The sequence below is a fragment of the Enterobacter sp. MG-EB028 genome (assembly GCF_056673305.1).
The window spans coordinates 144,536-157,084 of sequence record NZ_CP195079.1 but is presented as its reverse complement, the minus strand read 5'-3'; the positions used below and the strand labels follow the sequence as shown (position 1 = coordinate 157,084).

Below are 12,549 nucleotides of genomic sequence, written 5' to 3'. Positions count from 1 at the left end.
ATTTGTCATGAAAGAAGTCGAAAAGAACGAAATTAAACGCCTGAGCGACCGCCTGGATCTGATCCGCCACCAGATGGCTGGCCTGTCGCTGGTCGATTCCGCCGAGAAGTACGCCGAGCTGGAGAAAGAGACCGCGAAGCTGGAAGCTGAAATCGAGCGCCTGCGCGAAGTGAAAGGCCAGAAGCTGAGCAAAGAAGCGCAGAAGCTGATGAACATGCCGCACCGCCGCGCGATCACCAAAAAAGAGCAGGCTGACATGGGGAAGCTGAAGAAAAGCGTCCGTGGCCTGGTGGTGGTGCACCCGATGACCGAGCTTGGCCGCGAGATGGGCCTGAAAGAGATGACGGGCTTTTGTAAGACCGCGTTCTGATCGTTCTTCCCCTCACCCCGCCCTCTCCCCAAAGGGGAGAGGGAGAAAACCGCACAGTTCAGTCCCCTCGCCCCTTTGGGGAGAGGGTTAGGGTGAGGGGTGCCTCAGCCACACTCCCGCTTCAAATTGGCCCAACCAATCCCCCTTTACTTTCTTCCCTGGTTCACAATTCCATTATTTCCGCTCACAAAACCATTGCTAGCTCATAACATCTGGTTAACCATTCATTGTCATTAACCCTACAACACAATATTGGCAGGACCACTTTTACACAGTTTGTGATGCAGAGATGAGCGGAGACTCACCCGCAGCGCAGGCTGTCTGGTCCCCAGGAGACCTGCATGAGCCTCTGGCAACAAAACTACGACCCGGCCGGAAATATCTGGCTGTCGAGCCTGATAGCATCGCTTCCGATCCTGTTCTTCTTCTTTGCGCTGATTAAGCTCAAGCTGAAGGGCTACCTCGCCGCGACGTACACCGTTGCCATCGCCCTGCTGGTGGCGCTGTTCTTCTATAAAATGCCGATCGATCGCGCGCTGGCCTCCGTCGTCTACGGTTTCTTCTACGGCCTGTGGCCGATTGCGTGGATCATCATCGCGGCGGTTTTTGTCTATAAAATCTCGGTGAAAACCGGGCAGTTCGACATTATCCGCTCGTCGATTCTCTCCATCACGCCAGACCAGCGTTTACAGATGCTGATTGTCGGCTTCTCCTTCGGGGCGTTCCTGGAAGGTGCTGCCGGATTTGGCGCGCCGGTGGCGATTACCGCCGCGCTGCTGGTCGGCCTGGGCTTTAACCCGCTGTATGCCGCGGGCCTGTGCCTGATTGTGAACACCGCCCCGGTGGCCTTTGGCGCGATGGGGATCCCGATTCTGGTGGCCGGACAGGTGACCGGGCTGGACAGCTTCGAGATTGGCCAGATGGTAGGCCGCCAGTTGCCGTTCCTGACCATTATCGTGCTGTTCTGGATCATGGCGATTATGGACGGCTGGCGCGGCGTGAGGGAGACCTGGCCTGCGGTGATGGTGGCGGGCGGTTCGTTCGCCATTGCCCAATACCTCAGCTCGAACTTCCTCGGACCGGAACTTCCGGACATTATCTCTTCGCTGGTGTCGCTGGTCTGTCTGACGCTGTTCCTGAAACGCTGGCAGCCAGTGCGCATCTTCCGCTTTGCCGACATGGGCGCGTCGCATGTGGATCAGACCCTCGCCCGCACAGGCTATACCGCAGGACAGATCGTTCGCGCCTGGTCACCGTTCCTGTTCCTGACCGCAACGGTAACGCTGTGGAGCATTCCGCCGTTTAAAGCGCTGTTCGCTCCCGGCGGCGCGCTGTACGACATGGTGATTAACATCTCCGTGCCGTTCCTCGACAAGATGGTCGCCCGTATGCCGCCGGTGGTGCATGCCGCCACGCCGTATGCCGCGGTCTATAAATTCGACTGGTTCTCCGCCACCGGTACCGCCATCCTGTTTGCGGCACTCCTTTCCGTGGTATGGCTGCGCATGAAACCAGCCGCCGCGGTACAGACCTTTGCGGCGACCATTAAAGAGCTGATGCTGCCGATCTACTCCATCGGCATGGTGCTGGCGTTCGCGTTTATCTCGAACTACTCCGGCCTGTCGTCGACGCTGGCGTTAGCGCTGGCCCACACCGGACACGCGTTCACCTTTTTCTCGCCGTTCCTCGGCTGGCTGGGGGTGTTCCTGACGGGTTCAGATACCTCGTCTAACGCCCTGTTTGCTGCCCTGCAGGCAACGGCGGCCCAACAAATTGGCGTGTCGGACATCCTGCTGGTGGCAGCGAATACCACTGGCGGCGTAACCGGCAAAATGATCTCTCCACAATCCATCGCCATTGCCTGTGCGGCGGTGGGACTGGTCGGTAAAGAGTCGGATCTGTTCCGCTTTACCGTGAAACACAGCCTGATATTCACCTGCATGGTGGGCGTGATCACCACCCTGCAGGCCTATGTCTTAACCTGGATGATCCCATGATAGTGATGCCCAGACGCCTGTCCGACGAGATTGCCTCTCGCGTGCGGGCGCTGATTGAAGAACAACAGCTGGAAGCGGGCATGAAGTTGCCCGCCGAGCGCCAGCTTGCCGCCCAGCTTGGCGTATCGCGTAACTCACTGCGCGAGGCGCTGGCCACGCTGGTCAGCGAAGGGGTGCTGGTGAGCCGTCGCGGCGGTGGCACCTTTGTGCGCTGGCAGCATGACGACTGGTCCGAGCAAAACATCGTGCAGCCGCTGAAGACGCTGATGGAAAACGACCCGGACTACAGCTTCGACATCCTTGAAGCGCGTCACGCCATCGAAACCAGTACCGCCTGGCACGCGGCGATGCGGGCAACCGAGGCCGACAAAGAGAAGCTCAAAGCCTGCTTTGAGGCCACGCAAAGCAGCGATCCGGATATCGCCTCCCAGGCAGACGTCCGTTTTCACCTGGCGATTGCCGAGGCATCGCATAACGTGGTTCTGCTCCAGACCATGCGCGGGTTCTTCGATCTGCTGCAATCCTCCGTCAAGCAGAGCCGCCAGCGCATGTATCTGGTTCCGCCGGTCTTTGCTCAGTTGACCGAACAGCATGAAGCCGTGCTCAACGCCATTCTGGCCGGTGATGCCGAGGCCGCGCGCAAAGCAATGATGGCGCATCTCGGCTTCGTACACACCACCATTAAACGATTCGATGAAGACCAGGCCCGACAGGCGCGTATTACCCGTTTGCCTGGCGACAGTGATATTTCCAGGGAGAACAAAGCATGATTATTTCAGCAGCCAGTGACTATCGCGCCGCGGCGCAGCGCATTTTGCCCCCGTTCCTGTTCCACTACATCGACGGCGGGGCCTATGCCGAATATACCCTGCGCCGCAACGTGGAAGACCTCTCGGAGGTGGCTCTGCGCCAGCGCGTGCTGAAGAATATGTCTGACCTGAGCCTGGAGACGAAGCTGTTTAACGAAACGCTCTCCATGCCCGTGGCGCTCGCGCCTGTAGGCTTATGCGGCATGTACGCCCGCCGTGGCGAAGTGCAGGCTGCTGCCGCGGCGGATGCCAAAGGTATTCCGTTTACCCTTTCCACCGTCTCAGTCTGCCCGATTGAAGAGGTCGCCCCGACCATCAAGCGCCCGATGTGGTTCCAGCTGTACGTCCTGCGCGATCGCGGCTTTATGCGTAACGCCCTTGAGCGTGCCAAAGCGGCAGGCTGCTCCACGCTGGTCTTTACCGTCGATATGCCGACGCCCGGCGCGCGCTATCGTGATGCCCACTCCGGCATGAGCGGCCCAAATGCTGCGCTCCGCCGCTACTGGCAGGCGGTTACCCACCCGCAGTGGGCGTGGGACGTCGGTCTTAACGGACGTCCGCACGATCTGGGCAATATCTCGGCGTACCTCGGTAAACCGACCGGGCTGGAGGATTACATCGGCTGGCTGGCAAACAACTTCGATCCGTCGATCTCCTGGAAAGACCTGGAGTGGATCCGCGAATTCTGGGACGGCCCAATGGTGATCAAAGGGATCCTCGATGCGGAAGATGCCCGCGACGCGGTGCGCTTCGGCGCGGACGGGATCGTGGTCTCTAACCACGGCGGACGCCAGCTCGACGGCGTGCTCTCTTCTGCCCGCGCGCTGCCGGCCATTGCCGATGCGGTGAAAGGCGATATCGCGATTTTGGCCGACAGCGGCATCCGCAACGGGCTGGACGTGGTGCGCATGATTGCCCTGGGCGCAGACAGCGTGCTGCTGGGCCGCGCGTACCTGTATGCGCTGGCCACCAGCGGCCAGGCCGGCGTGGCGAATCTGCTCAACCTGATCGAAAAAGAGATGAAGGTGGCGATGACGCTGACCGGCGCGAAGTCGATTAGTGAGATCAGCAAGGATTCGCTGGTGCAGGAGCTGAGTAAGCTGCCTGCGGCGCTGGCCCCTCTTTCGCAGGGAAACGCGGCCTGATTTTCATCCGTTACTATTTTTTCTCATGCGCCCGACTCCCCTCGGGCGCTTTTTTTGTCGAAAATAACACCCATGTAACATTCTGGATAAGAAAATTTGACATACCCCACCCGCCCGCAATTGTATAGACAAGCAAATACAAGAACACAAAAACAACATCACATCGGAGGGGAGCGTATGACGTATTCAGGTAAGGTGGATATTCAGCGGGTTATCGACGAGAGTCCCTTTTCAGGGTTTCACTGGCTTCTTATCGTGCTGGGCTTTCTGGTTCTGGCGATCGACGGTTTTGATACCGCAGCGATGGGCTACATCGCGCCTACGCTGTCGGCAGAATGGGGGATACACAAACAGGATCTGGGGCCGGTGCTGAGCGCGGCGCTGCTGGGGCTGTCGCTGGGCGCGCTGATTGCAGGCCCGGTGTCGGACCGGATGGGACGCAAGCGCGTGCTGGTCTTCTCGTGCCTGTTCTTCGGCCTGGCGAGCCTGGGCACGGCCTGGGCACAAAGCCTGAATACCCTGACGCTGTGGCGCTTTCTGACAGGCCTCGGGCTCGGTGCCGCAATGCCTAACGCCATCACGCTGATCTCCGAATTTGCCCCCCAGCGCTGTCGCGCCATGGCGATTAATACCATGTACTGCGGCTTCCCTCTGGGTGCGGCAGGCGGCGGTGCGATCTCTTCCTGGCTTATCCCCCATCACGGCTGGCGAAGCGTGCTGCTGACCGGCGCGATTGCTCCGCTGATTTTAACGCTGCTGCTGGCGCTGCTGTTGCCGGAATCGGTGAAGTTTCTGGTGCAGCGCGGGAAAGACGTTATGCAGGTCCGCCGCATCGCCAGCCGGTTCAGCCGCAGCACGCTGGAGAGCGTCACGGGCTTTTTCCTGGCGGAGGAGAAAGTCGCGTCTAAAAAAGGGAGCGTGGGGCAGCTGTTTTCCATGCCCTGGCTGCCCGGCACCCTGATGCTGTGGGTGACCTATTTTATGGGGCTGGTCATTTACTACGTCCTGCTGAGCTGGATGCCAACGCTGATGCAGGGGATGGGTTATGCGCTGGCGGAATCCGCCTGGCTCACCTCGCTGTTCACGTTCGGGGGTACCGCAGGCATTCTGCTCGCGGGCTGGATGATGGACCGCTGGGAGGCGCACAAGGTGGTCGCAGGGGGATTTGTCCTGACGATGGGATTGATCCTGTTACTCGGCCTTGAGCATAACCATATCGCCCTGTTTGGCGGGCTGATTTTCCTGATGGGGATCGCCATGAACGGCGCGCAGTCGGGCATGCAAACCCTCGCGGCCACCTTTTACCCTACCGAGTGCCGCGCGACGGGCATCGCCTGGATGCAGGGGATTGGCCGCTTTGGCGGGGTGGCGGGCACCATGACCAGCGCCCAGCTTCTTTCTATGCAGTGGCAGGCAGACAGTATTTTAATGATCCTCAGCGTGCCCGCCCTGGTGGCCGCGGCGGCAACCGTCTACAAAATGCTGTACAGCCGCTCGCACGAACCCGGCGTCGCGTAGTTCCTCTCTTTTCTGCTATTCTGCCCCCGCAATTAAGGGGGCAGCATGCTTAACATCGTTTTATTCGAACCAGAAATTCCGCCAAATACCGGCAATATCATCCGCCTGTGTGCCAACACCGGTTTTCGCCTGCACATCATCGAGCCGATGGGCTTTACGTGGGACGACAAGCGCCTGCGCCGCGCGGGGCTGGATTACCATGAATTTACCGCCGTGGTTCGCCATCACGATCACGCCGCGTTTCTGGAAGCGGAGAAGCCGCAGCGCATGTTCGCCCTGACCACCAAAGGCACGCCAGCGCACAGCGCCGTGAGCTATCAGGAAGGTGACTATCTGATGTTTGGCCCGGAAACCCGCGGCCTGCCGGCCACGATTCTGGATGCTCTGCCCGCTGAGCAAAAAATCCGTATTCCGATGATGCCGGACAGCCGCAGCATGAACCTGTCGAACGCGGTGTCGGTGGTAGTGTATGAAGCCTGGCGCCAGCTGGGTTATCCCGGCGCCATTTTAAGAAGTTAAATGCCGTCACCATACTCGAAGGTATGGTGAATGCCGTTGAAGTGCTGATCCATATCCATCGACGGCTTATCGCTGTCAGGCTTACCGACGATGCGCGCCGGTACGCCAGCGGCAGTGGTGTGCGGCGGCACGGGCTGGAGCACAACCGACCCGGCGCCAATCTTCGCACCGCGCCCGACTTCAATATTGCCGAGAATTTTAGCGCCCGCGCCAATCATCACCCCTTCACGAATTTTCGGGTGGCGATCGCCGCTGGTTTTACCGGTACCGCCCAGAGTAACCGACTGGAGGATCGAGACATCATCTTCAATCACCGCCGTTTCACCCACCACAATGCCGGTGGCGTGGTCGAGCATGATCCCGCGGCCAATCTTCGCCGCCGGGTGAATATCGACCTGGAACGTCACGGAGACCTGGTTTTGCAGGAAGATCGCCAGCGCGCGGCGGCCTTCATTCCATAACCAGTGGCCGATGCGGTAAGCCTGCAGGGCGTGGAAGCCTTTCAGGTACAGCAGCGGCGTGGAGTATTTATCGACCGCCGGGTCACGGGTGCGCACGGCCTGGATATCGCAGGCGGCAGAGGCGATCATTTCCGGGTCAGCGGCGTAAGCCTCTTCAACCACTTCACGGATGGCGATAGCCGGCATGATGGAGGAAGCCAGCTTATTGGCGAGCATGTAGCTCAGCGCGCTGCCGAGATTTTCGTGCTTGAGTAACGTCGCGTGGTAAAAACTGGCCAGCATTGGCTCACAGTCGGCCAGCGCCCGGGCTTCGGCTTTAATATTATTCCAGACGATATCCAGTTCTTCACACGGCATTGCTAACTCCAGACGATAGTATAATGACCAGCCAGTTCTGCGCTGGCTGGGTCATTCAGGTGACAACGGTTCCGACTAGTTACTGCTGCGCTCGTCCTTGCGCGCACGACCTAATAAGGTCAATGCTGCCTCGCGCGCATTTTTTCCGCAATACAATACCTGATAAATTTCCTCGGTTATTGGCATTTCGACACCAAACCGGTGCGCCAACTCGCGAACTTCTTTGGTATTGCGGTAGCCTTCCACCACCTGTCCAATCTTCTCCTGCGCGCTTTTTACATCGCTGCCCTGTCCGAGCATCATGCCAAAGCGGCGGTTACGAGACTGGTTGTCGGTACAGGTCAGCACCAGGTCGCCCAGGCCCGCCATTCCCATAAAGGTGGCCGGATCGGCGCCCAGCGCTTCGCCCAGACGGGACATTTCGGTTAAGCCGCGGGTAATCAACGCCGTACGCGCGTTGGCACCAAAACCAATGCCGTCTGACATCCCGGCGCCAATCGCAATCACGTTCTTCACCGCGCCGCCCAGTTGCACGCCGATAAAATCGGGGTTGCTGTAGACGCGGAAGCTCTTGCCGCAGTGCAGCAGTTGCTGAAGATCGTCGGAGAAAGCCTGGTCAGTGGATGCCAGCGAGATCGCCGTCGGCAGGCCCGCAGCCAGCTCTTTGGCAAAGGTCGGGCCAGAGATGACCGCAAGCGGGATCTCATCACCCAGCGCTTCGCGGGCAACGTCCTGCAGCAGGCGTCCGGTCTCCGCTTCCAGCCCTTTGGTTGCCCAGACAATACGCGCATCCGGGCGCATCAGCGGCTTGATCTGATGCAGCACGTCGCCAAACACATGGCTCGGGACCACAATCAGAATGTTGCGGCTGGCCGCCAGCGCGGTCGCCAGATCGCTTTCCAGGTGCAGAGAGTCAGGGAACGGAACGTCCGGGAGAAACGCCACATTGCAACGGTCGCGCTGCAGCGTGGCGATATGTTTTGGATCGTGGCCCCACAGGACCACATCGTGACCATTTCTTGCCAGCGTGATGGCAAGAGCGGTGCCGTATGAGCCGGCACCGATCACAGTCATTGACGCATTAACAGTGCTCATCAGGCATCCTGATGTTGTTCGGCACCTTCGCCAGCCTGCTGCTGCAGATAGTTCATGAACAGCGCATCAAAGTTCACTGGCGCAAGGTTCAGTTGCGGGAATGTACCGCGAGAAACCAGGCTGGTGATACATTCACGGGCATACGGGAACAGGATGTTCGGGCAGTATGCACCCAGGCAATGCGCCATCTGGTTGCCTTCGATGCCGCCAATGGAGAAGATACCGCCCTGCTGTACTTCACACAGGAATGCAGTTTCTTCGCCCAGAGAGGCGGTCACGGTCACACGCAGTACGACTTCATACACGTCATCCGCCAGTTGGGTGGATGCGGTATCCAGATCAAGTTTAACCTCTGGCTGCCAATCTTTCTGGAAAACGTGCGGCGCATTTGGCGCTTCGAAAGAGACATCCTTGGTGTAGATACGCTGGATCTGGAAAGTCATTTCGGTGTTGTTTTGTTCTGACATGGAAATACCCTTTTTAATTGTCCTAAAGTCTCTTAGCTCAGCAGCGGATCGAGTCCACCACGGGCGTCGAGCGCATACAAGTCATCACAGCCGCCAATGTGCTGCGCATCAATAAAAATCTGCGGAACCGTCGTACGACCACTACGTTGGATCATCTCTTCGCGTTTGATCGCGTCACCGTCGATAGGCAATTCCTGGAACGTGACGCCTTTGCTGCTCAGCAGCGCTTTCGCACGATGGCAGAACGGGCACGTCGCTTTGGTGTAGATCTCAATATTGGCCATGACTGAACTCCTTATTTACCGCGAACCAAAGGAAGATTTTCCCCGCTCCAGCCGGAAATACCTTCTTTCAGTACCGTTACGTTTTCGAAGCCCGCTTTATAAAGCGCGCTGGCAGATTCCTGCGCCTGCATACCGGTCGCATCCACAACAATAATGGGCTGAGCTTTGTGTTTCTCAAGCTCACCCACGTTGTTCGCTTTGATTTCAGCTGGCAACAGGTTGATTGCGCCGGCAATGTGACCTTTACGGAAATCGTCACGCTGACGCAGATCGACAACAACGGCGTCTTCTTTGTTAATCAGACGCGTCGCTTCACCACGGGTGATAACCTTAATCTTAGACGTCAGGCTCTTAAATGTGGTGAACAGTACAGCAGCCAGCAGGCCAATCCACGCGATGCTCAGAACCGGATGGCGGCTAACGAATTGCATAATTTCTTGCATGGAGGGTAACTACTCCCGACTAAGTGATAAAAAAACCAGGACAGGAGTATACCTGTGCGTTCTGGCAAATACAGCCAGCGACCATAACCTAATCCATTTTCTGCGGCATGCCACCTAAAAAAATGCCTCAAAATGGTCCGGTCAGCATCTTGCCCCCGCGCTTTCTTTGATCTTCTGCGGCTATTTGATCGATTCAGCTATAGTAAAATTACGCAAATTTTGACTCTTGAGCATGAGGTTGTTGCAATGTCGGTTTCTAAAAAACCTATGGTACTAGTGATTCTGGATGGCTATGGCTACCGCGAAGACAGCCAGGATAACGCTATTTTCAACGCAAAAACCCCGGTAATGGATGCGCTGTGGGCAAAACGTCCGCATACCCTGATTGATGCATCCGGTCTGGAAGTCGGCCTGCCGGATCGCCAGATGGGCAACTCCGAAGTCGGTCACGTTAACCTGGGCGCAGGCCGTATCGTGTATCAGGACCTGACCCGTCTGGACGTCGAAATCAAAGAACGCACCTTCTTCGCGAACACGGTTCTCTGCGGTGCGGTAGATAAAGCCGTTGCAGCAGGTAAAGCGGTGCACATCATGGGTCTGCTCTCCGCGGGCGGCGTGCACAGCCATGAAGATCACATCATGGCGATGGTTGAGCTGGCCGCTGAACGCGGTGCGGAAAAAATCTACCTGCACGCCTTCCTGGACGGTCGCGATACGCCACCGCGCAGCGCAGAAGGCTCCCTGAAAGCTTTCGAAGACAAATTCGCCGCGCTGGGCAAAGGCCGCGTGGCCTCCATCATTGGCCGTTACTACGCTATGGACCGCGACAACCGCTGGGATCGCGTTGAACAGGCCTATGACCTGATGACCCTGGCAAAAGGTGAGTTCCAGTTCGCGACCGCCGTTGAAGCCCTGGAAGCCGCATACGCGCGTGATGAAAACGATGAATTCGTGAAAGCGAGCGTGATCCGCGCTGAAGGCCAGGCCGATGCCGCGATGGAAGATGGCGACGCGCTGATCTTCATGAACTTCCGCGCTGACCGCGCGCGCGAAATCACCCGTGCGTTCGTCAACAGCGATTTCGACGGCTTTGCCCGTAAGAAAGTGGTGAACATCAACTTCATCCAGCTGACCGAATATGCGGCAGATATCAACGCGCCTTGCGCTTACCCACCTGCCTCGCTGGAAAATACCTTCGGCGAGTGGATGGCGAAGAACGACAAAACCCAGCTGCGTATCTCCGAAACTGAGAAGTATGCGCACGTGACCTTCTTCTTTAACGGCGGCGTTGAAGAGCCGTTTAAAGGCGAAGAGCGCATTCTGATCAACTCGCCGAAAGTCGCCACTTACGATCTGCAGCCAGAGATGAGCTCTGCCGAACTGACCGAAAAACTGGTGGCCGCGATCGAAAGCGGCAAGTACGACACTATCATCTGTAACTATCCGAACGGCGACATGGTCGGCCATACCGGCGTGATGGAAGCGGCGGTGAAAGCGGTTGAAGCGCTGGACCATTGCGTTGAGCAGGTAGCAAAAGCGGTTGAATCTGTGGGCGGCCAGCTGTTGATCACCGCTGACCACGGTAACGCCGAGCAGATGCGCGACCCGGCAACCGGCCAGGCACACACCGCGCATACCAACCTGCCTGTTCCGCTGATTTATGTGGGTGATAAATCACTGAAAGCAGTGGAAGGCGGCAAGCTTTCCGACATCGCGCCAACCATGTTGTCGCTGATGGGCATGCCGATCCCTGAAGAGATGACTGGTAAGCCGCTGTTCATCGTGGAATAATCGCTCCCCATGAGGGGAAAGGCGATTTTTTCAATCACATGGGTCGTGAAGCCGCTTAGGTTATCAGTCAGACCTCTGTTTTACGCCAGCGCACTCAGCGCTGGCGTATTGCTGTGCGCCGCATCCGCCCACGCGGATGACCGCGACCAGCTGAAATCCATTCAGGCCGATATCGCCGCCAAAGAGCGTGCGGTACGCCAGCAGCAACAGCAGCGCTCCGCACTGCTCGCCCAGCTTAAGCAGCAGGAAGAGGCCATCTCCGCTGCCGCACGTAAACTCCGTGAAACGCAAAACACCCTCGCCGAGTTGAACAAACAGATCGACGAGATGAACGCGTCGATTGCCAAACTGGAGCGCCAGCGTGATGCGCAGGAGCGCAACCTCGCGGCACAGCTGGATGCTGCATTCCGCCAGGGTGAACATACCGGACTCCAGCTGATCCTCAGCGGCGAAGAGAGCCAACGCGGCCAGCGCCTGCAGGCCTACTTCGGCTATCTCAACCAGGCGCGTCAGGAGACTATCGCGCAGCTGAAGCAGACGCGCGAAGAGGTCTCCACCCAAAAAGCGGAGCTGGAAGAGAAGCAGAGCCAGCAACAGACGTTGCTCTACGAACAAAAAGCGCAGCAGGCGAAACTTGAGCAGGCCCGTAACGAGCGCAAGAAAACCCTGTCCGGTCTTGAGTCCTCCATTCAGGCAGGACAAAGCCAGCTGAGCGAAATGCGCGCCAACGAATCCAAACTGCGTAACAGCATCGCCCGTGCGGAAGCGGCGGCGAAAGCGCGCGCCGAAAAAGAGGCGCGCGAAGCGCAGGCGGTTCGCGACAAGCAGCAGGAAGCCTCCCGCAAAGGAACCACCTACAAGCCAAGCGAGAGCGAACGTTCCCTCATGTCGCGTACCGGTGGCCTGGGTTCCCCTCGCGGTCAGGCATACTGGCCCGTTCGCGGTTCTATTTTGCATCGCTATGGCGAACAACTGCAGGGTGAGCTACGTTGGAAAGGGATCGTTATCGGTGCGTCTGAAGGTAGCGAAGTGAAAGCCATCGCCGATGGCCGCGTGATTCTGGCCGACTGGCTGCAGGGTTACGGGCTTGTGGTGGTGGTCGAGCACGGTAAAGGCGACATGAGTCTTTACGGCTACAACCAGAGCGCGCTGGTCAGCGTCGGCACGCAGGTGCGCGCCGGCCAACCCATCGCCCTTGTGGGCAGCAGTGGCGGTCAGGGCCGCCCGTCACTCTATTTCGAAATTCGTCGTCAGGGTCAGGCGGTCAATCCACAGCCGTGGTTGGGAAGATAA

Annotated in this window: 13 protein-coding genes; 8 read left to right on the top strand and 5 right to left on the bottom strand. The window is 58.2% G+C overall.

Translation table 11 applies throughout. The features are described 5' to 3' along the window. Positions 1-7 precede the first annotated feature (7 nt). From ACR42C_RS00670 to trmL, 6 genes are all read left to right on the top strand, one after another. Positions 8-370 carry a YibL family ribosome-associated protein gene (locus ACR42C_RS00670; RefSeq protein WP_008502724.1) on the top strand — a complete coding sequence of 121 codons (363 nt, stop codon included), beginning with the start codon at positions 8-10 and terminating at the stop codon, positions 368-370. Positions 371-711: 341 nt separating this feature from the next. Continuing rightward, complete coding sequence (lldP, locus tag ACR42C_RS00665; RefSeq protein WP_479984633.1) at positions 712-2,367, top strand: L-lactate permease; 1,656 nt, start codon at positions 712-714, stop codon at positions 2,365-2,367. Beyond that, the gene (lldR, locus tag ACR42C_RS00660) at positions 2,364-3,137 is read left to right on the top strand and encodes a transcriptional regulator LldR (protein ID WP_014882013.1); all 774 of its coding nucleotides are present in this window, start codon (positions 2,364-2,366) and stop codon (positions 3,135-3,137) included. The genes lldP and lldR overlap by 4 nt, the downstream gene beginning before the upstream one ends. Beyond that, on the top strand, positions 3,134-4,321 hold the full coding sequence (lldD, locus tag ACR42C_RS00655; protein ID WP_316380420.1) for an FMN-dependent L-lactate dehydrogenase LldD: 1,188 nt from the start codon (positions 3,134-3,136) through the stop codon (positions 4,319-4,321). The genes lldR and lldD overlap by 4 nt, the downstream gene beginning before the upstream one ends. 177 nt (positions 4,322-4,498) lie before the next feature. Continuing rightward, on the top strand, positions 4,499-5,839 hold the full coding sequence (locus ACR42C_RS00650; protein WP_116343011.1) for an MFS transporter: 1,341 nt from the start codon (positions 4,499-4,501) through the stop codon (positions 5,837-5,839). Between the two features lie 45 nt (positions 5,840-5,884). Continuing rightward, entirely contained in the window at positions 5,885-6,358 is a 474-nt protein-coding gene (gene trmL / locus ACR42C_RS00645; protein ID WP_316380418.1) for a tRNA (uridine(34)/cytosine(34)/5-carboxymethylaminomethyluridine(34)-2'-O)-methyltransferase TrmL, read from the top strand. Here the strand turns inward: trmL and cysE are convergent. From cysE to ACR42C_RS00620, 5 genes are all read right to left on the bottom strand, one after another. Further along, positions 6,355-7,176 (bottom strand): serine O-acetyltransferase, encoded by an 822-nt coding sequence (gene cysE, locus ACR42C_RS00640; protein ID WP_008502718.1) that lies wholly within the window; start codon positions 7,174-7,176, stop codon positions 6,355-6,357. The two genes, trmL and cysE, sit on opposite strands and share 4 nt — an antisense overlap. A 75-nt stretch (positions 7,177-7,251) precedes the next feature. After that, entirely contained in the window at positions 7,252-8,271 is a 1,020-nt protein-coding gene (gene gpsA, locus ACR42C_RS00635; protein WP_116343007.1) for an NAD(P)H-dependent glycerol-3-phosphate dehydrogenase, read from the bottom strand. After that, positions 8,271-8,738, bottom strand: a complete 468-nt coding sequence (secB, locus tag ACR42C_RS00630; protein WP_003860835.1) for a protein-export chaperone SecB — start codon at positions 8,736-8,738, stop codon at positions 8,271-8,273. Before secB ends, gpsA begins: the two co-directional genes overlap by 1 nt. 32 nt (positions 8,739-8,770) lie before the next feature. Continuing rightward, positions 8,771-9,022: a glutaredoxin 3 gene (gene grxC, locus ACR42C_RS00625; protein WP_028015037.1), complete on the bottom strand. Its 252-nt coding sequence runs from the start codon at positions 9,020-9,022 to the stop codon at positions 8,771-8,773. 11 nt (positions 9,023-9,033) lie between these two features. Next, on the bottom strand, positions 9,034-9,465 hold the full coding sequence (locus ACR42C_RS00620) for a rhodanese-like domain-containing protein (protein WP_014882007.1): 432 nt from the start codon (positions 9,463-9,465) through the stop codon (positions 9,034-9,036). A gap of 246 nt (positions 9,466-9,711) precedes the next feature. On the opposite strand from ACR42C_RS00620, the gene gpmM reads away from it, so the two are divergent. Both gpmM and envC read left to right on the top strand, forming a co-directional pair. Then, the gene (gpmM, locus tag ACR42C_RS00615; protein WP_166709694.1) at positions 9,712-11,256 is read left to right on the top strand and encodes a 2,3-bisphosphoglycerate-independent phosphoglycerate mutase; all 1,545 of its coding nucleotides are present in this window, start codon (positions 9,712-9,714) and stop codon (positions 11,254-11,256) included. A gap of 33 nt (positions 11,257-11,289) precedes the next feature. Next, complete coding sequence (gene envC / locus ACR42C_RS00610) at positions 11,290-12,549, top strand: murein hydrolase activator EnvC (RefSeq protein WP_479985225.1); 1,260 nt, start codon at positions 11,290-11,292, stop codon at positions 12,547-12,549.

What these genes read in the sequence shown, in the direction of transcription:
- gpmM (WP_166709694.1), top strand. Translation starts at nt 9,712, where the DNA reads ATGTCGGTTTCTAAAAAACCTATGGTACTAGTGATTCTGGATGGCTAT.
- gpsA (WP_116343007.1), bottom strand. Translation starts at nt 8,271, where the DNA reads ATGAGCACTGTTAATGCGTCAATGACTGTGATCGGTGCCGGCTCATAC.
- ACR42C_RS00670 (WP_008502724.1), top strand. Translation starts at nt 8, where the DNA reads ATGAAAGAAGTCGAAAAGAACGAAATTAAACGCCTGAGCGACCGCCTG.
- grxC (WP_028015037.1), bottom strand. Translation starts at nt 9,022, where the DNA reads ATGGCCAATATTGAGATCTACACCAAAGCGACGTGCCCGTTCTGCCAT.
- trmL (WP_316380418.1), top strand. Translation starts at nt 5,885, where the DNA reads ATGCTTAACATCGTTTTATTCGAACCAGAAATTCCGCCAAATACCGGC.
- ACR42C_RS00650 (WP_116343011.1), top strand. Translation starts at nt 4,499, where the DNA reads ATGACGTATTCAGGTAAGGTGGATATTCAGCGGGTTATCGACGAGAGT.
- cysE (WP_008502718.1), bottom strand. Translation starts at nt 7,176, where the DNA reads ATGCCGTGTGAAGAACTGGATATCGTCTGGAATAATATTAAAGCCGAA.
- ACR42C_RS00620 (WP_014882007.1), bottom strand. Translation starts at nt 9,465, where the DNA reads ATGCAAGAAATTATGCAATTCGTTAGCCGCCATCCGGTTCTGAGCATC.
- lldP (WP_479984633.1), top strand. Translation starts at nt 712, where the DNA reads ATGAGCCTCTGGCAACAAAACTACGACCCGGCCGGAAATATCTGGCTG.
- secB (WP_003860835.1), bottom strand. Translation starts at nt 8,738, where the DNA reads ATGTCAGAACAAAACAACACCGAAATGACTTTCCAGATCCAGCGTATC.
- lldD (WP_316380420.1), top strand. Translation starts at nt 3,134, where the DNA reads ATGATTATTTCAGCAGCCAGTGACTATCGCGCCGCGGCGCAGCGCATT.
- lldR (WP_014882013.1), top strand. Translation starts at nt 2,364, where the DNA reads ATGATAGTGATGCCCAGACGCCTGTCCGACGAGATTGCCTCTCGCGTG.